The 17,088-nt window shown below is 46.5% G+C and carries 22 protein-coding genes and 1 riboswitch; of the genes, 16 read left to right on the plus strand and 6 right to left on the minus strand.

Features of this window, described 5'->3' with window-relative positions:
* Positions 1–38: 38 nt before the first annotated feature.
* The 3 genes from D5E69_RS09105 to ptsP all read left to right on the plus strand — a co-directional run bounded on the left by D5E69_RS09105 (position 39) and on the right by ptsP (position 2,518).
* Complete coding sequence (locus D5E69_RS09105) at positions 39–299, plus strand: hypothetical protein (RefSeq protein ID WP_063191164.1); 261 nt, start codon at positions 39–41, stop codon at positions 297–299.
* A 231-nt stretch (positions 300–530) separates the two neighbouring features.
* On the plus strand, positions 531–797 hold the full coding sequence (locus tag D5E69_RS09110) for a phosphocarrier protein HPr (RefSeq protein WP_048004236.1): 267 nt from the start codon (positions 531–533) through the stop codon (positions 795–797).
* On the plus strand, positions 797–2,518 hold the full coding sequence (ptsP, locus tag D5E69_RS09115; RefSeq protein WP_159129575.1) for a phosphoenolpyruvate--protein phosphotransferase: 1,722 nt from the start codon (positions 797–799) through the stop codon (positions 2,516–2,518). Before D5E69_RS09110 ends, ptsP begins: the two co-directional genes overlap by 1 nt.
* Before the next feature lie 106 nt (positions 2,519–2,624).
* Here the strand turns inward: ptsP and D5E69_RS09120 are convergent, their stop codons facing one another.
* Together D5E69_RS09120 and D5E69_RS09125 are read right to left on the minus strand one after the other, a co-directional pair.
* Positions 2,625–3,302 (minus strand): GNAT family N-acetyltransferase, encoded by a 678-nt coding sequence (locus D5E69_RS09120; protein ID WP_048004234.1) that lies wholly within the window; start codon positions 3,300–3,302, stop codon positions 2,625–2,627.
* Between the two features lie 307 nt (positions 3,303–3,609).
* Positions 3,610–4,761: an aminotransferase A gene (locus D5E69_RS09125; RefSeq protein ID WP_048004233.1), complete on the minus strand. Its 1,152-nt coding sequence runs from the start codon at positions 4,759–4,761 to the stop codon at positions 3,610–3,612.
* Positions 4,762–4,962: 201 nt separating this feature from the next.
* On the opposite strand from D5E69_RS09125, the gene corA reads away from it, so the two are divergent.
* The 4 genes from corA to queE all read left to right on the plus strand — a co-directional run bounded on the left by corA (position 4,963) and on the right by queE (position 8,009).
* On the plus strand, positions 4,963–5,958 hold the full coding sequence (gene corA, locus D5E69_RS09130) for a magnesium/cobalt transporter CorA (RefSeq protein ID WP_048004232.1): 996 nt from the start codon (positions 4,963–4,965) through the stop codon (positions 5,956–5,958).
* A 77-nt stretch (positions 5,959–6,035) separates the two neighbouring features.
* A riboswitch (PreQ1 riboswitch) is annotated at positions 6,036–6,080 on the plus strand.
* 124 nt (positions 6,081–6,204) lie between these two features.
* Positions 6,205–6,903 (plus strand): 7-cyano-7-deazaguanine synthase QueC, encoded by a 699-nt coding sequence (gene queC, locus D5E69_RS09135; RefSeq protein ID WP_159129576.1) that lies wholly within the window; start codon positions 6,205–6,207, stop codon positions 6,901–6,903.
* Positions 6,863–7,309 (plus strand): 6-carboxytetrahydropterin synthase QueD, encoded by a 447-nt coding sequence (gene queD, locus D5E69_RS09140; protein WP_159129577.1) that lies wholly within the window; start codon positions 6,863–6,865, stop codon positions 7,307–7,309. The genes queC and queD overlap by 41 nt, the downstream gene beginning before the upstream one ends.
* A complete protein-coding gene (gene queE, locus D5E69_RS09145) occupies positions 7,287–8,009 on the plus strand; it encodes a 7-carboxy-7-deazaguanine synthase QueE (RefSeq protein ID WP_048004229.1) in 723 nt (240 codons plus the stop codon). Before queD ends, queE begins: the two co-directional genes overlap by 23 nt.
* A gap of 37 nt (positions 8,010–8,046) precedes the next feature.
* Here the strand turns inward: queE and D5E69_RS09150 are convergent, their stop codons facing one another.
* Complete coding sequence (locus tag D5E69_RS09150) at positions 8,047–8,211, minus strand: hypothetical protein (RefSeq protein ID WP_156183360.1); 165 nt, start codon at positions 8,209–8,211, stop codon at positions 8,047–8,049.
* A 139-nt stretch (positions 8,212–8,350) separates the two neighbouring features.
* On the opposite strand from D5E69_RS09150, the gene D5E69_RS09155 reads away from it, so the two are divergent.
* Positions 8,351–9,256: a chemotaxis protein gene (locus D5E69_RS09155; RefSeq protein ID WP_048004537.1), complete on the plus strand. Its 906-nt coding sequence runs from the start codon at positions 8,351–8,353 to the stop codon at positions 9,254–9,256.
* A gap of 78 nt (positions 9,257–9,334) precedes the next feature.
* On the opposite strand, the gene D5E69_RS09160 is transcribed toward D5E69_RS09155, so the two are convergent.
* Both D5E69_RS09160 and D5E69_RS23380 read right to left on the minus strand, forming a co-directional pair.
* A complete protein-coding gene (locus D5E69_RS09160) occupies positions 9,335–9,796 on the minus strand; it encodes a YkyB family protein (RefSeq protein ID WP_048004228.1) in 462 nt (153 codons plus the stop codon).
* A gap of 131 nt (positions 9,797–9,927) precedes the next feature.
* Entirely contained in the window at positions 9,928–10,227 is a 300-nt protein-coding gene (locus D5E69_RS23380; protein WP_231578816.1) for a hypothetical protein, read from the minus strand.
* A 177-nt stretch (positions 10,228–10,404) separates the two neighbouring features.
* Here D5E69_RS23380 and D5E69_RS09165 point away from each other — a divergent pair, with 177 nt between their 5' ends.
* The 5 genes from D5E69_RS09165 to D5E69_RS09185 all read left to right on the plus strand — a co-directional run bounded on the left by D5E69_RS09165 (position 10,405) and on the right by D5E69_RS09185 (position 14,547).
* Positions 10,405–10,623, plus strand: a complete 219-nt coding sequence (locus tag D5E69_RS09165) for a hypothetical protein (protein WP_048004227.1) — start codon at positions 10,405–10,407, stop codon at positions 10,621–10,623.
* A 133-nt stretch (positions 10,624–10,756) separates the two neighbouring features.
* On the plus strand, positions 10,757–11,524 hold the full coding sequence (fadH, locus tag D5E69_RS09170) for a 2,4-dienoyl-CoA reductase (protein ID WP_159129578.1): 768 nt from the start codon (positions 10,757–10,759) through the stop codon (positions 11,522–11,524).
* Positions 11,525–11,730: 206 nt separating this feature from the next.
* Complete coding sequence (locus tag D5E69_RS09175; protein WP_159129579.1) at positions 11,731–12,954, plus strand: EAL domain-containing protein; 1,224 nt, start codon at positions 11,731–11,733, stop codon at positions 12,952–12,954.
* A 510-nt stretch (positions 12,955–13,464) separates the two neighbouring features.
* Positions 13,465–13,707, plus strand: coding sequence for a hypothetical protein (locus D5E69_RS09180; RefSeq protein ID WP_053072400.1), 243 nt, complete (start codon positions 13,465–13,467; stop codon positions 13,705–13,707).
* 333 nt (positions 13,708–14,040) lie between these two features.
* Positions 14,041–14,547: a DUF3993 domain-containing protein gene (locus tag D5E69_RS09185; protein WP_063191168.1), complete on the plus strand. Its 507-nt coding sequence runs from the start codon at positions 14,041–14,043 to the stop codon at positions 14,545–14,547.
* Between the two features lie 91 nt (positions 14,548–14,638).
* On the opposite strand, the gene D5E69_RS09190 is transcribed toward D5E69_RS09185, so the two are convergent.
* Entirely contained in the window at positions 14,639–14,875 is a 237-nt protein-coding gene (locus D5E69_RS09190; RefSeq protein ID WP_048004223.1) for a glutaredoxin domain-containing protein, read from the minus strand.
* A gap of 259 nt (positions 14,876–15,134) precedes the next feature.
* Here D5E69_RS09190 and D5E69_RS09195 point away from each other — a divergent pair, with 259 nt between their 5' ends.
* From D5E69_RS09195 to ccpC, 3 genes are all read left to right on the plus strand, one after another.
* Positions 15,135–15,380 carry a YkuJ family protein gene (locus tag D5E69_RS09195; RefSeq protein WP_048004222.1) on the plus strand — a complete coding sequence of 82 codons (246 nt, stop codon included), beginning with the start codon at positions 15,135–15,137 and terminating at the stop codon, positions 15,378–15,380.
* A gap of 234 nt (positions 15,381–15,614) precedes the next feature.
* Positions 15,615–16,064 (plus strand): cyclic-di-AMP-binding protein CbpB, encoded by a 450-nt coding sequence (cbpB, locus tag D5E69_RS09200; RefSeq protein WP_048013018.1) that lies wholly within the window; start codon positions 15,615–15,617, stop codon positions 16,062–16,064.
* Between the two features lie 117 nt (positions 16,065–16,181).
* The gene (ccpC, locus tag D5E69_RS09205; protein ID WP_048004220.1) at positions 16,182–17,060 is read left to right on the plus strand and encodes a transcriptional regulator CcpC; all 879 of its coding nucleotides are present in this window, start codon (positions 16,182–16,184) and stop codon (positions 17,058–17,060) included.
* The last annotated feature ends 28 nt before the right edge of the window (positions 17,061–17,088 follow it).

A 17,088-nucleotide genomic window follows, 5' to 3' on the forward strand; every position in this document is an offset into this window, starting at 1 on the left:
TGAATCAGGTTCAAAATTCTTAAAAGGGGATGTTGAGCATGAAAAGGGAAGCAGAACTTGCGTTGAGGGTGAAGAGCCTGGTGCTTGAAGGCATGGAAGAGCTTGTGAAGGATAATGGGACTGCAGATGATAAAGAGTGGAAGAAAGTCGCAGAAGTCTATTCAAGATGCATCTGTGACCTGGTGGCTGTCATTGCGGATGAACACAGCGACCCTGAACGGATCTTAAAAGGGACGGTTGCCAAAGCGAAGATTGGATACAATATGATAGGTAGGAAACAAACGGAATACACAAAGTAAAATTATTGAAGTTTCTAACATATTAAGGAACATAATGAGCCTGAATGTAAGAAATACTAAAAAAACAGGATTTTATAATTGTGTATCTCCTCATTGCATGCTATTATTTTTTTTTGAACAGGTTTATAGGAAGAAAGGATTAATGGAGAAAATGCTAACCGTTTTCATCATGATTCCGGTTCTTTTTATAAATCAAACCTAAAACAAGATATGATTAAGGAGTCGATTCACATGGCACAAAAAACATTCACAGTAACAGCTGAGACAGGGATTCACGCTCGCCCGGCAACTCTATTGGTTCAAACGGCAAGCAAATTCGATAGCGATGTACATCTTGAATACAAAGATAAGAAAGTAAACTTGAAATCAATCATGGGTGTTATGTCTCTAGGTGTCGGTAAAGATGCAGAAATCACAATCATCACTGAAGGTAGCGATGAAGCAGAAGCGTTGAACAGCCTTGAAGAAACACTGACTAAAGAAGGTCTTGCTGAGTAATGTCCAGCCTTCTTAACGGAATTGCAGCATCCAACGGGATTGCCATTGCAAAAGCATACCGCCTGGTCGAACCTGATCTCAGCTTCGAAAAGAAAGCGGTTGATAATGTTGAGGCAGAGGTATCCCGTTTTCAGGATGCTATTTCCACATCAAAAACCGAACTAGAAGCTATCCGTGACAAAGCACGGGAAGATCTTGGAGAAGACAAAGCCCAGATCTTTGAAGCGCACCTGCTTGTTCTTAGTGACCCAGAGCTACTGACACCGATTGAAGACAAAGTGAAATCTGAAAATGTAAACGCTGAATTCGCCCTTAAGGAAACAGCGGATATGTTCGTGACCATGTTTGAATCCATGGACAACGAATATATGAAAGAGCGTGCGGCCGATATCCGTGACGTGACGAAACGTGTCCTGTCACATCTCCTTGGCGTACAAATCTCGAACCCTAGCATGGTGACCGAGGAAGTGATCATCATCGCAGAAGACTTGACCCCTTCTGATACTGCTCAGTTGAACCGTCAATACGTCAAAGGGTTCACCACTGATATCGGTGGCCGTACTTCCCACTCGGCGATCATGGCTCGTTCCATGGAAATTCCTGCAGTGGTTGGTACGAAAACGGTTACCTCATCAGTTGAAAACGGTGATCTCATCATCGTGGATGGATTGAATGGAGAAGTACATATCAATCCGACTCCTGAAGTTGTGGCACAGTATAAAGAAGAGCACGCCCGCTATGAAGAGCAAAAAGCCGAATGGGCTAAACTCGTCAATGAACCGACCGTTTCAAAAGACGGGGAACATGTCGAGCTGGCGGCAAATATCGGGACCCCGAATGATCTTGAAGGTGTGAAAAATAACGGTGGTGAAGGTGTGGGTCTATACAGGACCGAATTCCTTTACATGGGCCGCGATGAGCTCCCAACAGAGGAAGAGCAATTCAAAGCTTATAAAGCCGTCCTTGAAGGCATGGATGGGAAACCTGTTGTCGTACGTACATTGGACATCGGCGGAGATAAAGAGCTACCATACTTGAATCTACCTAAGGAAATGAATCCATTCCTTGGCTATCGGGCTATTCGCCTGTGCCTCGATGAACAAGACATCTTCCGTACACAGCTGCGTGCACTGCTTAAAGCAAGCACCTTCGGTAATCTGAAGATCATGTTCCCTATGATTTCAAACCTTGATGAGTTCCGTGCTGCCAAAGCCGTTTTGGAAGAGGAGAAAAAGGCTCTTCTTGAAAACGGAGTAGAAGTATCGGATCATATCGAAGTAGGAATCATGGTCGAAATCCCTTCTACAGCGGTCATGGCTGATGTGTTCGCAAAAGAAGTGGACTTCTTCTCGATCGGAACAAATGATCTGATCCAATACACAATGGCGGCCGACCGCATGAACGAACGCGTTTCCTATCTGTACCAGCCGTATAATCCGGCGATCCTTCGCCTTGTGAAGATGGTCATCGACGCGGCTCATAAAGAAGGGAAATGGGCTGGAATGTGTGGAGAAATGGCTGGAGACGAAATTGCCGTGCCGATCCTTCTAGGACTGGGACTGGATGAGTTCTCCATGAGTGCCTCGTCAATCCTTCGTGCCCGTTCTCAGATCTCGAACCTGAGCAAAGCGGAAATGAAGGAAATGGCTGAACACGTATTGACACTTGATACGAATGATGCTGTTCAAGAAGTCGTTAAAAAAGCAACATCAATGGAATAAAGTTTTAAATCATGAGGAAAGGGTAAAGAGAAGTATCGAACAGGTTCCCCAAGAGCCTTTTCATTCTCATTTCCCCCTTTTAATTGGATTGAAGGACTCGACTCCTTCAATCCTTTTTTATGTTGGTGAATGGATTTTTCCATTCCATCAGAATGCCATAATGGCAGGATTCCTCGTCCTCAAGATAATCTTTGATCACCCTCACAGGCATCCGTCCGCACTGGAGGAGAAAGGTGATGACCGGGTCTTTGTATTCTCCCCTTGTTAGCTTCTCCACATATTCTTCCACCGTGTAACGGTCGCGATATGAATGAAAGGTCGGAATGCGTCCACCACCAAGGAGGCGTTCAAGGCGCAGGTGTACGACGATTTCATAGAGGGCCTCCATCATCCATTTTCCGAGTTTGAAGCCCCTATAGGCAGGATCAATGCACAAATCCACGACGTACAATGTATTCCCATCATCGGAATGATGGGTGATATAGCCTTCATCTGTAATGCCATCCCATGTATGATCCGGATCTTCCGGGGAGTAGGAGGTGATAAAGCTTGTCATGCTGCCAACCACGATGCCATCCATCTCCACACAGATGGCCCCCAAGGGGAAACGGTTAACATGCTGATGAAGTTGATCCTTATTCCACCATAATTCCGGGGGGAATGGAGGAGGAAACGCCCGGTGTTGGATCGAGATCAAAGAGTCAAAGTCTTCTTCCCGGTAGTTTCGGATCGTCACAAGTACCGGGGTGCCGTTGCGGAAGACATATTGCTTCTTTTCATACATCTGACAGTCCACCTCGCTTCGTTATTCATTATAGTATTATACTTTATGAAAGCGCTTTTTCATAGACCTTTTAAACGATTTTCCCTAGGCACCTCTCCAACTTGGAAGAGGACCTGAAAAAAATTATTTTTTTTGAAATGCGGGTTTATACAGATGATATCTGGGTAGAATTAGAGTAAGCATGAAATTGGAGATTAATTTCTCACTAACACCCCCTTTTCCTTTTTTTTGAACCAGTGTAAAACTGGTTCTTTTTTTTTGCATAAAAAAGGCCTCCGCTTCTCATAGCGGGGGCCTTTCCCTTTTGTCAGAAGGATGCAAGAAAGTTTTCCAAACGGTTCAAACCTTCTTCGAGTTCTTCCATTGAGCAGGCATAAGACAGTCTGAAATAGCCTTCTCCCATAACGGAGAATGCCTCTCCGGGCACGACAGCGACTTTTTCCTTTTGAACAAGTTCCAAACAGAATGCAAAGGAATCGCCGTTAAACCTTTCAGGGATCTCCACAAAATAATAGAAAGCTCCGTCAGGCTTGATTACATTCCGGATGCCCATTCCCACGAGGCGCTCAAAGACATATTCACGCCTTTTGCGGTAGGCATCCTTCATCGGGATTGCATCATCTTTCCCTTTGGTCAGGGCGGCGAGGGCCGCTTTCTGGGACACAGAGGTGGCGCAGGAGACGTTATATTGATGCACCTTCAATAGATGCTGACTGATCGCTTTCGGTGCCATGACCATGCCGATCCTCCAGCCTGTCATGCTATGGGACTTCGAGAGACCGTTGATGACAATGGTCTGATCCCGGAGGAATTCGGCAATGGAACGATGGCTGCGATCGAAGGTGAGCTCACTGTAGATCTCATCTGCTACCACGAAAATCCCCCGCCCCAGGACCAATTCGGCAATATCTTGCAGTTCCTCCGCTGTCAGGCTGACACCGGTGGGATTGGAAGGGTACGGGAGGATGATGCATTTCGTTCTTGATGTGATGGCGGTCTTCAAAAGGGAAGCATCCAGCTTGAAGCCATTTGACGTTGTATCGATATGGACCGGTTTGGCCCCTGACAGTTTAATAATGGGCTCATACCCGGGGTAAACGGGCCCAGGCAGGATACATTCATCCCCTTCGACGAGGATCGACCTGAGCGTGACATCGATCCCTTGAGAAGCCCCTGAAGTGATGATGATCTCATCTTCATCGTAGTCCAGATGATACTTTTCTTTCATGAAGTCGGAGGCAGCCTTTCTCAGCTCGAGCATCCCTGCATTATGGGTGTATGAAGTGAAGTTTTCATCGATTGCCCGCTTCCCGGCGTCTTTCACGTGGAGTGGTGTGGGGAAATCGGGCTGCCCGATCGTCAGGGATATCATGCCTTCGGTGCCCGCCACCATGTTGAAGAAACGGCGGATGCCTGATAGTTGCAATTCCAATACTCTAGGATTCATTTTCTCTTCCAAACTGCACACCTGCTTTGTTCATTTTATTTACTAGTGTATCACTAAGGATCCCCCTATTTAAAGATGAGAATGGTTTTGGTACAGTATATCAGTAACGCCCTCAAGTTTCGGATGCACGTTCCGAGGGAAAGATGAATCTATAAAGAAGGCTCAGCATGGTTTCGGTTGACGGCCGATCCTGTGGAGGGTAAGGAGAACGAGATGATTCGAACCAGTGTGATATTGAAAAACGGGGAAATCGTAAAAGATGCTTCCCTGGCCATGATAAAAGATCCGTATGTGAAATGGTATTGGGTGGACTTTTCGGCTCCCACTGAAAAGGAAATCCGTATACTCAAGCTTTATTTCCGATTCCATCCGCTCGCAATCGAAGACTGCCTCGACGATTTCAGTCAGCGGCCGAAGCTGGATTTCTATGAACGGTACATATTCGTATTACTACATACCATCGATCATGAAACCCATGCAGCAAGTGAAGTGAATATGTTTGTCAATTCAAGCTTTATCGTCACATTTCATAAAGGCCGGACAAAAGAACTGGACCGCATCTGGAGCCAGGTGGAGGAAGAAAGGGATGATTGGAGTCCCTTCAAGGTGATGCATGGAATTGCAGACCAGCTTGTGGATGATTATTTTCCGCTTGTCTATGCCATCGAGGATCGCTTGAATATCATTGAAGACAATACCAATCAGGACTCAGACAGCGACCTGATGGACCAGCTGTTTGACATCCGCCATGAGATGTCCAAACTGAGGAGGACGCTTATTCCGATGAGGGACCTTTTATACCGGATCATCAATTCCGGACGGCTGAACGCCCTGAAAGAGGAAAAGCTCTACTTCAATGATGTATATGATCATTTGATGAAGCTCGTGGAAATGCTTGAATCGTACCGTGAATTTTCATCGGATATCCGTGATAATTACCTTTCCATCAATTCCGATAAGATGAATAACATCATGATGACCCTGACCGTGATCACCACGATTTTTATGCCGCTCACGTTCATTGCCGGCTTATATGGGATGAATTTTGTCAATATGCCGGAACTTCAAAGTCCCTACGGATATTTCATCGTCCTCGGTGTGATGGGTATGATCGCTATCATCATGTTCGGTCTGTTCCTTAAAGTGGGATGGCTGCGCTTCTCTTCAAAAAAGCGCAACAGAAAACGGCGGTTTCTCCGATTAAAGTGAAAATCGGGGAAATCACTGGATTTTTTACTCGAAAAGCGTTATATTGTTTTAGGATAAAAGAAGAAAAATTGGGGCGTACCCGAGAGGTTCTAGCACAACCCTCTATAAAAAACTAAGGAAAACGGCATCCTTAGGTGTCGTTGTTTTTTTGTTTAGGCGAAGGAAGCCGGAATTATAGAGCATGAACAGGAATCTTTTTTCTTCTTTTCGGGGCATCTGCCGTTAGAAAAGAGAGGAGAATCTAGTATGAAAAATGATAAAGCAGTCGTCGTGTTCAGCGGCGGTCAAGATAGCACAACCTGCCTGTTCTGGGCGAAAAAGAATTTTAAAGAGGTGGAGGCCGTTACATTCAACTACGGCCAGCGCCATGTGGCTGAACTTGATTGTGCAAGGGAGATTGCGGAGGAGCTTGATATCCCTCACCATGTTCTCGACATGAGCCTCTTGAATCAACTGGCACCGAGTGCCCTGACGCGGGATGAGGACATCGTGCAGAAGGATGGCGAGCTGCCGTCCACATTTGTACCGGGACGTAATCTGATGTTTCTGTCATTTGCAGGGGTCCTTGCCAAGCAAATCGGTGCAAAGCATATCGTGACGGGCGTATGTGAAACAGACTTCAGTGGATACCCGGATTGCCGCGATGTTTTCGTGAAATCCCTTAACGTGACGTTGAACCTGTCCATGGATGACGAATTTGTCATCCACACGCCGCTCATGTGGATCGACAAGGCCGAGACATGGGAGCTTGCAGATCAGCTCGGCGCCTTCGAGTATGTACAAGAGAAGACCTTGACATGCTATAACGGCATCAAGGGGGCAGGCTGCGGGGAGTGCCCGGCTTGCGAACTCCGACAAAGAGGTCTTGATCAATATCTTGAGACAAAAGCCGGGGGTATTCCAAATGATCCAGCAGATTTATCCTGTCCCGAGTCATCCGTATGAATATGAGCTGAACAAAGATATGCACTTTGCTGCCGCTCACTATATTCCCGCCGAGTCGGCAGGAAGCTGCAGTGAAATGCACGGCCACACGTATTTCGCAAATATTACGATTGCCGGTGACGCCCTTGATGAAACAGGTTTCCTTGTCAATTTCCAGCAGATCAAAAAGCTGATCCATAAGCGTTTTGATCACACGGTCATCAACGATGACGAGAAGTTTCAGGGAGATCTGAAATTCCCGACGACAGAAGTGATGGCAAAGGTGATCTACGATATCATCCAGGAGCATCTCGACACGCTCACCCACGCGCCGCGATGCCTTCAGGTATTTCTCCGTGAAACGCCGACGAGCTACTGCATTTATCGGCCAAAGGGGAACGGTCATGAGGAAGATCCCTGTTCTTGAAGTATTCGGCCCAACCATCCAGGGTGAAGGAATGGTGATCGGCCAAAAGACCATGTTCGTCCGAACAGCCGGCTGTGATTACAGCTGTGCATGGTGTGATTCCGCCTTTACATGGGACGGTTCAGCCAAAGATGATATCAGATTGATGACAGCAGATGAAGTGTGGGACAAGCTGAAGGAAATCGGTGGGGACCGCTTCTCCCATGTAACCATTTCCGGGGGGAATCCAGCCCTATTGCCTCAGATCGGTGATCTTCTGGCAATCCTGAAAGCCAATGGGATCGGCTCTGCCCTGGAAACCCAGGGAAGCCGATGGCAGGACTGGTTTTATGATATCGATGATCTGACCATCTCACCAAAACCGCCGAGCTCCACGATGGAAACGGATTATGATCGATTGGATCTCATTGTCTCCCGCTTGGTAGAAAATGGGTCCAACTTCAGCCTGAAGGTCGTAGTATTCGATGAGCTGGACCTTGAGTATGCGAAGGGGATCCATCTAAGGTATAAAGGTGTCCCGTTCTATATCCAGACCGGTAACCCCGATGTGTCGATGGAAGACACCCCAAGACTCGTTTCCAGCCTCCTTCTCGATTACGAAAGATTGATCGATGTAGTTTGTGAGCAAAAGGAATTGAATGATGTACGGGTACTACCCCAACTCCATACGCTTGTATGGGGGAACAAAAGGGGAGTTTAATACGAAAAGGCTGTCTGCTTCAATGCAGACGGCCTTTTTATTTGGTAGCATCTCTGTCTTCTGTTTTTCCGGTTTCAACAAAGGAAAAGTGATCCGGATCATCCACCCCTTCTGCATTCTTCCCTAAGGATACAAGTGGGGCTGGACCCTGGAAAGGCTCGATATGTGCGGTAATGTCACTGTGCTTACCCTCATGATTCATTCGATCACCTCCTTGATACATAGTGTGCGCAGTGTTCTTTAATGTATGAGGCAAGAGATGATACTAAAGTTTTTCGCAAATGGTTCGATATAAGGAAAGAGATTATCTTATTCTGAAACAGATTGGACTGACGAACATGATCAACGATCAACATTCGATTCTTCTCGAAAGCGGGACGAATGAACTTGAAATCATAGAATTCGAACTGGACAAAAGAAAATTCGGTATCAATGTCATCAAGGTGAAGGAGATCATCCTTCCAACGGCCGTCATTCCGGTACCGCATTCCCATCCTCATGTGGAGGGTCTCATCCAGCTAAGGGGAGAGGTCCTTCCCCTTATCAACCTGTCCAGGGTCCTCGGGAAAATCGGAGAGCCACCTCCTGAGGCAAAATACATTGTGGCCGAATTCAATCAGCAGAAAGTGGTCTTCCATGTGCATAACGTGACTCAGATTCACCGGATTTCCTGGAATGATATCGAGAAGCCGACGTCATTGTACCAAGGTGGAGATCAGTCGTCGATCATTGGAGTCATCAAGAGGACGGAGGATATGATCCTTCTCCTCGATTTTGAGAGCATCCTTCTTGAAATCAATCCACAGACGGGAATCAGGGTGGAAGAAGTGAAGAAGCTTGGTCACCGTGAACGCAGCGACAAGCAGATTGTTGCTGCAGAAGATTCTCCGCTATTGAGGAAGCTCCTTCATGACACATTGAGCGAAGGGGGATACGGTCAAGTGGAGTTTTTTGAAAACGGAGCGGATGCCCTTGCCTATCTTGAATCCCTTGCAGACCAGGGCGGGAATGTGACAGAACAGGTTCAATTGGTCATCACGGATATCGAGATGCCTCAGATGGATGGACATCATCTCACGAGGAGGATCAAAAGCGATCAAAGGCTGAAGGGATTGCCGGTAATCATCTTTTCTTCTCTCATCACGAATGACCTTAAACATAAAGGGCATATGGTGGGGGCGGAGGATCAAATCAGCAAGCCTGAGATTTCAGAACTCATCAAAACCATCGACAAACATATTTTATAAAGGAAAATGTAAAGGGGATCAGCAGCTGCTGATCCCCTTTACAAAGTATTTGCGTCAGTGCACTAAAATCTGTAGGGATTAAAAGAAGCTGTCCCCCAGCTTTTTGAATACAGGCTTTTGATAGCAGGTACGCCGATCTCCGCCAGATGACTGATCCGTCATTCCCGTATAGTGTTCCAGGATGCTTTTGGCCTGCTGAAGTCCCATCTTGCATCGCGGGTTCCTGAGCGTGGAATCAAGGGAACCGAGATGCGGGAGTTCCTTGAAGTCTTCCTTCGTAGGCGGGATATGGAAGGTATAGTCCCCGCACGTGACCAGGACATCAGACTGCTGCTGGCTGAAACGTGGATTGTTGGAAAAGTGCAACCCGACTTTTTTGGCTTTGCCTTCTTTAATCATTTTCAGCAGTGCTCGTTTTTTCAGTGAGTAAAGGTACTTTGGGTTGCCGGCTGTCTTCGCATGACGGTTCACGGTAAAGATGGCCTGGGAGAGGGTTAAAGTTGATGTGGGAGAAGGGGCTTGTCTGCTTGATGGGTTCAAATGATGATCTCCTTTCAGAATTGATTTCCCCCCTATTATAGCTTATTTTCCTTAGATTGGAAAGGGGGTAGTGCATATAGCCCGTCCCCTTCTAAAAAGCTCCCCGGGGAATTGACTCCCGGGGATAGGCATCATCGTTGAGGGTAAATATTGATGTTTTCCGTGAAATTATAAGGGGAGGACTGAATATTGTTCCCATAAGGAACGGGACCCTGTGGATAAGGATAAGGTCCGTACCCTGGTCCTGGATACGGAGGGGGATAGCAAGGACCTGGCCCATAACACGGCCGATTGAATAATAACGGACTGATGGCAAGCCCTGCGAGCCCTCCTGCTAAAAATGGAAGTCCGAAAAAAGGAAAGAAGCGCTGATCACCTTGATATTCTCGATAATAAGGATAGCTTCTGTAAGGGGCATAGGTTTGATACATGGGGAAAACCTCCTCTCTACTCCTTTCAGTGTATGTACCCTGTATGCCTTGGGAGCATGTCTGATATAGAATGGGCGCAGATCAATGCGTTTGACAGAAGCCTTCTGATGTCTTATGTTAGTGGAAGGGAACATTCCCCAATCAGATAAAGGCTGTTTGTTGAAAAGGAGAGGGACGATGAAAAAGACAAAAGAAATGGAAGTTCTCTTTCTCCCTACCGAAAAAGGAACGATAAAGCTATACGTATTCGGCTTTAAAGCTCCTCGATCTCTAGGCCGGGTGATTGCAACTTATCATGACATCACGTTCGAAGTGAAGGGTTATAAGAGGAATAAAACCATAATCAAGGCGTTGGCACAGGTCCATGAAGCCATCGTCAATAATCAGGATATATGATCAAGGCTGACGCGTCAGCCTTTTTTATTTTGCCTCATATTGAATGAAAAATCTGAAAGTGAATGCAAAGGAAGATGTCGATATGATACTATTATGAGTGAGTATTCATTCATAAACGGAAGGGGAAATTAAGATGGGGGAAAAACAGGTCGTAATTGTAACGGGTGGATCAAACGGTATGGGGAAATACATGGCGAAAAAGTTTCTTGAAGAGGGGGCTGACGTCCTGATAACGGGGAGAAACAAAGAGCGCCTGGAAGCCGTCCGAGAGGAATTTTCAAATTTGAAGGGAACCGTGGAGATCTTCCAGATGGATGTGAGGGAGGAGGAACATGTCAAAGCTATGCTTGCCCACTGCCTGGATTCTTTCGGTCAGGTGGACGTCTTGATCAACAATGCCGCAGGAAACTTCATATGCCCGGTCGAGAAATTGTCGGCCAATGGCTGGAAGTCGGTGATCGATATCGTCTTGAATGGTACCTTCCTTTGCTCCCATGCCGTCGGGAATTACTGGATAGTGGAAGGGAAAAAAGGGTCCATCATCAATATTGTCGCGACGTACGCATGGGGAGCCGGAGCCGGGGTAGCCCATTCCGCTTCCGCCAAGGCAGGAGTATTGTCATTGACCAGGACGCTGGCCGTCGAGTGGGGACATAAGTATGGCATCAGGACCAACGCCATTGCCCCTGGTCCGATCGAACGAACAGGCGGGGCAGACAAGCTCTGGGAGTCGGAAGAAGCAGCGAAACGGACGCTGAACAGCGTCCCCCTCAAAAGGCTGGGGACACCGGAAGAAATTGCCGGGCTCGCTTATTTCCTTTCTTCGGAGCAGGCAGCCTATATCAATGGAGAATGCGTGACCATGGATGGGGGCCAGTGGCTGAACCCGTTCCCGTTTTAATCAAGGATGATTGAAAAGGCAGTATGCACCCGGGGAGGTAATCCCCGGGATATTTGCGGTTGTGACTGCACTGGAAACGCCCCTGCCTGATGAACCGGTTTAACGAAGGGTGATGTCAAATTTGACGAGGGGAATGAATACAAATCATAATGAATGCTGTGTTATAATTATGCATACATACATTGATTGTTTTGGGGGAGATAGAGATGGACGCAATGGACGTATTATCCAACAAAGAGCAAATCATCCCATATTTTAAGCCGGTTTTCAGCGCTGACGGTCATCGTATCGCCGGTTATGAAGTCTGGGGAAGGTTTGAGGAGGCGGACGGGACTACAGTCGGTCTCACCTCCTTCTTCGAAGACAATGAGATCCCGGATGAATATAAGGTGGAAATCGCTGATCATATCACTTCCTCTGCACTCCAGCGGTTCCTGGAGGAAAAAGAGGAGGGACTCGTTTTTCTTCACCGCGATGCACGCCTCCTGATGCTTGATCACGGCGAATCATTCCTGCAGCTCCTTCAACAATATGAAGAGCGCGGTTTCTCTCTTGACAGGATCGTCCTTGGATTATCCGAGTATGCCTATACGGGTGATTTTGAACAGTTGGTTCATTTGCTCGTCTACTACAAAACCTATGGGATCAAGATCTCCATGAATAATATAGCTGAAAACGGCGGGCAACTGGAAAAACTATCTTTCTTTTCACCGGATATCCTCCGTGTCAACCTCTATCAGTTAAGAAACGATGCAGGCAACAAAGTGTATAAAGATATTTTATACAGCTTATCGGTCCTTGCACGGAAAATTGGGGCATCCCTGTTGTATGAGGGGATCGAGATCAACTATCAGCTGCAATTCGCCTGGCTGAGCGGGGGTCGATTCTATCAAGGGGATTACCTCCATAAGGAGTCCAGCACGTTCCTTGATCAGGACATCCTTAAGTCGAAACTGAAACAAAAGTACGGAGATTTTATCCGATACGAAACGAAACACCTGAATGCAGGGTACGACCTCGCCGATCTTCTACATAAAGAAACGGGCAGTGAACTGCTACGGATAAAGAAAGAGGACGGTGATTTCGACGGGATCCTCCTGGAACTGGCAACCTATTTCTCGGATAAGGCCTTTCGACTTTACATTTGCAATGAAGAAGGATTCCAAGTAAGCAGCAACATCGTGAAGGGACACGGTACGTGGGCTACAGACCCTGCCTATATCGGTAAAAACTGGAGCTGGCGCCCTTACTTTCTCGAGAACATCATCCGGATGAGGATGGACAAAAAAGGACTACTCTCAGATATGTATTCCGATATCGACTCGGGTGAGTCCATCAGGACGTTTTCCTTTCCCCTCGGTAATGAGCTTTATCTATTCATGGACTTATCGTACGAGTTCCTTTTTGAAGAAGACAGTTTGCTTTACTGATGTACAACGTAGGTATAAGTATGAAGCTCCCTGGCATTGGCCGGGAGCTTTTTTGTGTATTGAAGGGGTGAACAACAGGTAAGGGATTAATTCTTTAACCAATAATTTGTCGGGTCAGGAGAGGTGTCTGTGCTCAAGGAGGCATAAAAAAGCGTCTTTCTCATCTCGCCTCATGGCAACCCGCCTGCGCTTTTCTATATGTCCAGCTCAGGCGGGTTGAGGCTCGAGGTCATAAGCCGAGAAACCCCAAAAGGCACAGGACGCCTTTCCGGGTTTCCCGTCTTATGCTTGTCGCCTCAGGGCGACCCGCCTGCGCTTTTCTATATGTCCAGCTCCGGCGGGTTGAGGCTCGAGGTCATAAGTCAGGAAACCCAAAAAGGCACAGGGCGCCTTTCCGGGTTTCCCGTCTTATGCTTGTCGCCTCAGAGCGACCCGCCTGCGCTTTTCTTGGTATACCGGATCTTTTTTCTGGGGAAGTTATGGGAAAGAACGATGAAAGGAGGGTTTTGGGTGAGCGTTTATGTTTGGGTCTTGTCTTTTTTATGTGTGGGGCTGGCTGGTTATGCCCTTTACTATACGTTCAAAGTGACGGGCCAGGCGAAATCCGGTAAGGAGAACGGATTTGATGCCGATGTCCCTGAGTCTGTGAAGGCACATCCATACCTTTTGAACCCGGTTTTTGTGGCGATTGCAGTCGCCACGGTTCTTATCACGGCTTTTATTGTGTACCAGATCATTCTTTTTTACGGTTGAGTATCGTTTTATCGGTGACCGGTGTTGAAACCCATCACGAAGGCACAGGACGCCTTACGGTGGGTTTTTTGCTAATGCAAAATGGGCATAGCCTCAACCCGCCTGCGCTTTTCTATATGTCCAGCTCCGGCGGGTTGAGGCTCGAGGTCATAAGCCGGGAAATCCAAAAAGGCACAGGACGCCTTTCCGGGTTTCCCGTCTTATGCTTGTCGCCTCAGGGCGACCCGCCTCCGCTTTTCTATGTTTGAGGGGTGGGGGGATCGGGAAAAGAAGAAATAAGCAATTGTCAGACAATGGAGTAAAAGTACTGTGATATACAAGGAGGAATGGCAAATGGTGAAAAAATACTGGTTGATCCTGACGCTTGTCCTTGGGTTGAGTTTGACCGTCGGCACTCAGGCGACGGCAATCGGAACGACTGTTGATCAATTAGACGGCAAACAGGCTGTTGCCCTCGTGGAAGATGCGTTTGAGGTTCAACGTTCTTTAAGTGAAAAGCCAAGGGAAAAGGCTGATATAGAAACGATGCTGTCGGAGTACTTCACCGATGAACAGGTGAAGGGATTCATGGAAGAGAATCTGTATAAAGAAGGAAATGGGTATAGTGCATTCGGATCGGATTTTGCTTCCTACTACATTCCGTTTTATGAATTTGATAAAGAAACAAAGGCTGGATTTGCGGATGGGCATTGGTACATATGGGAAGAACGATCAGGCGATGAAGAAGGACCTGTTTCCACGATTAAAGGTGAAGAGGTAGTCGAGCTCACCGTGGAAGACTGGAAGTGGAAGGTCTCCGGCATCTCTTATGAACTTCCTTCAGGACTGAAGGGGAATTAAAGGCAAAGACCCATGATCTCATGGGTCTTTTTCAGTGTTTTATCAAATTGTTGGAGGGGCAAAGGGATGATCATACTGTCGCCGGATCTTGTTAGGAGAGGTCCAGGGCTTGAGCCAATTCTTCCATTTGAAATCCTTTTATCACTTGATCATCCACGGTAACGGTCGGAGTTGAATAGCTCTTCAACACGTTCACCATATAGGACCGGGCGTTTGGCTGCTCTTTGACATTCACCTCTATGTAGGGGATTTCCTGCTCTTTTAGATATCGTTTCACGATTTCGCATGGTGGGCATTCAGGTTGAGTATATAAAGTGACGGTCTTCACTCGAATCATTCTCCTTTTGGATAGTGTGAACCCATTTTACAAGAAGCCCGGTCCTCGTGTAAAATGAGAGGCCTTTCGTGGTGGATAAAATTATTTATTGAATATGCTGCGGATTAGTGGTTAACTTAGAGAGACCTTTTGGACATCCGTGAGAAAAACTGATCGTCGAACAGGGCGTATCATTAGATTTTGCAGGATAGAATCTGTTACAATGCAAAAGCTATGACAAAGAATTAGAACAGGAAAGGAGAGACCTGATATGTCTCAGCTTCTTGGAATTATACAAAGACTAAAGTCTCTGCAAGAACAAGGGGAACAAGGAGAAACACAACAACGATACTTTGAATACAATGGGAAAAAAATCTGTGAGGTACGATACCTTCCAAAGCAGGATACCTTTGAAATCGAAGTAATGAAAGAGAATGGGAGCACATATCCCTTCGATAATATAGACATTACAGCTATCGAGATTTTTGAACTCCTGCAAGAAGCAGTTCAAGACTAAACATGTTGGAAAGGTAACCTGACGGGTTATCTTTTTTCATATCCTCATTCCGCTCTTTCTATTATACAATTAGCCATTCCTCTTTTAACCGATTGCCAATTCATCCTTTTCCCCACCTTCCGTATATATAAGAAAAAATATAATTTAGAAAAGGCTTACACTTGATTCATACATTTTTCTTCCAGTATGTTAAAATGGTAAGGAATGCATTTTTAAAAAATTGAGGGGTTGTACATGATTTCTTTAAGCAGTAAAGAGTTACTTGAGACAAGTATAAAAGAGTACATCATTCCGTCTGAGAAGGTGGCACACGTCCAAGTCGGCAATTCACTTGAGCACGCACTTCTATTGTTGACCAGGAGCGGCTATTCATCCATTCCTGTCCTGGATCCTTCTTTCCGCCTTCATGGCCTCATCAGCTCCAGATTGATTACCGATCATATCCTTGGGTTGGAGCGCTTCGAATTTGAAAAGCTTGAAGAAAGGAAAGTCGAGAATGTCATGTCTACGGATCTTTCCACGATTTCCATCGACTCCACGTTCAAGGAAGCCTTCAATCTGCTGATCGATCAGCCGTTTTTATGTGTCGTTTCCAGTGAAGGGCACTTTGAAGGCATCATGACGCGCCGAGTAGTGCTCAAGGAGCTAAAAAAACATATATATCAAATGATTCATTCAGGATGATGATTCAAAGACCGGGATTCCCCGGTCTTTTCTTTATGTCCAACTTCGTATGTGTATTATGTAAATGAATCAAAAATGCGTTATAATATAAGAAAAACTTATGAATGTGGTGAGAAAATGGCTTTTTCTGAATTTCAGCTGCTCCAGGTTTTAGCCCATGAGATGAATATGAGGAAGGCCGCGGAGAGGTTATTCGTCTCCCAGCCTGCCCTTTCTCAGAGGCTTCAGAATATGGAGAAGGACTGGGGCACCAAGATTTTTCTTCGTTCACAGAAGGGCCTCTCCTTGACACCGGCGGGCGAGTTGATCGTCAAGCTTGCAGAAGATGTACTTCAAAAGGAGGAATCTGTTCGGGAAAAGATTCATGCGCTGGAATCCGAGGTGCATGGTACCCTGAAAATCGCCTGTGCTTCGATTGTGGGGCAGAACTGGCTTCCAAAAGTACTTAAGCGTTTTGTGGAAACGTATCCTCATGCGAAGATCTCACTGATCACAGGCTGGAGCAGTGAGATCCTGAAGGCCATCTATGATAACGAAGTCCATATCGGAATCATCAGGGGTACACCCGATTGGAAAGGGAAAAAGCATCATCTCTTCGAGGATCCTCTATTCCTGGTCGACCGGGAAATCCAGTCCATCGAAGACGTCATGAAGACGGATCGACCTTTCATTCAGTTCAAAAGCGATTCCAATTACTTTCAGGAGATCCAAGAATGGTGGCTGAAGCATTTTCAGACCACGCCGAAACGGACCATCGTCGTCGATCAGATTGAAACATGCAAGCAGATGACACTGAACGGGATCGGCTACGCCATTCTTCCGGCCATCACCTTGACGGGAATGGAGCAGGACATTTTTAAAATCCCTTTGAAGGATGAAATGGGTGGTTTCATTCATCGTGATACGTGGCTCCTCGGTTATGAGTCGGCCTTCCAGCTTCGTCAAGTGGGGGCGTTTCTTGAAGTGGTAGACGATTTTCTCATCGAAAACCGGTAGGTACGGGTTGTGTTACGTTCTTTATCAT

Source organism: Rossellomorea marisflavi (assembly GCF_009806575.1).
In the GTDB taxonomy this organism is placed as follows: Bacteria; Bacillota; Bacilli; order Bacillales; family Bacillaceae_B; genus Rossellomorea; species Rossellomorea marisflavi_A.

What these genes read in the sequence shown, in the direction of transcription:
- D5E69_RS09105 (WP_063191164.1), top strand. Translation starts at nt 39, where the DNA reads ATGAAAAGGGAAGCAGAACTTGCGTTGAGGGTGAAGAGCCTGGTGCTT.
- D5E69_RS09110 (WP_048004236.1), top strand. Translation starts at nt 531, where the DNA reads ATGGCACAAAAAACATTCACAGTAACAGCTGAGACAGGGATTCACGCT.
- ptsP (WP_159129575.1), top strand. Translation starts at nt 797, where the DNA reads ATGTCCAGCCTTCTTAACGGAATTGCAGCATCCAACGGGATTGCCATT.
- D5E69_RS09120 (WP_048004234.1), bottom strand. Translation starts at nt 3,302, where the DNA reads ATGTATGAAAAGAAGCAATATGTCTTCCGCAACGGCACCCCGGTACTT.
- corA (WP_048004232.1), top strand. Translation starts at nt 4,963, where the DNA reads ATGATTCGAACCAGTGTGATATTGAAAAACGGGGAAATCGTAAAAGAT.
- queC (WP_159129576.1), top strand. Translation starts at nt 6,205, where the DNA reads ATGAAAAATGATAAAGCAGTCGTCGTGTTCAGCGGCGGTCAAGATAGC.
- queD (WP_159129577.1), top strand. Translation starts at nt 6,863, where the DNA reads ATGATCCAGCAGATTTATCCTGTCCCGAGTCATCCGTATGAATATGAG.
- queE (WP_048004229.1), top strand. Translation starts at nt 7,287, where the DNA reads ATGAGGAAGATCCCTGTTCTTGAAGTATTCGGCCCAACCATCCAGGGT.
- D5E69_RS09150 (WP_156183360.1), bottom strand. Translation starts at nt 8,211, where the DNA reads ATGAATCATGAGGGTAAGCACAGTGACATTACCGCACATATCGAGCCT.
- D5E69_RS23380 (WP_231578816.1), bottom strand. Translation starts at nt 10,227, where the DNA reads ATGTATCAAACCTATGCCCCTTACAGAAGCTATCCTTATTATCGAGAA.
- D5E69_RS09165 (WP_048004227.1), top strand. Translation starts at nt 10,405, where the DNA reads ATGAAAAAGACAAAAGAAATGGAAGTTCTCTTTCTCCCTACCGAAAAA.
- fadH (WP_159129578.1), top strand. Translation starts at nt 10,757, where the DNA reads ATGGGGGAAAAACAGGTCGTAATTGTAACGGGTGGATCAAACGGTATG.
- D5E69_RS09175 (WP_159129579.1), top strand. Translation starts at nt 11,731, where the DNA reads ATGGACGCAATGGACGTATTATCCAACAAAGAGCAAATCATCCCATAT.
- D5E69_RS09185 (WP_063191168.1), top strand. Translation starts at nt 14,041, where the DNA reads ATGGTGAAAAAATACTGGTTGATCCTGACGCTTGTCCTTGGGTTGAGT.
- D5E69_RS09195 (WP_048004222.1), top strand. Translation starts at nt 15,135, where the DNA reads ATGTCTCAGCTTCTTGGAATTATACAAAGACTAAAGTCTCTGCAAGAA.
- cbpB (WP_048013018.1), top strand. Translation starts at nt 15,615, where the DNA reads ATGATTTCTTTAAGCAGTAAAGAGTTACTTGAGACAAGTATAAAAGAG.
- ccpC (WP_048004220.1), top strand. Translation starts at nt 16,182, where the DNA reads ATGGCTTTTTCTGAATTTCAGCTGCTCCAGGTTTTAGCCCATGAGATG.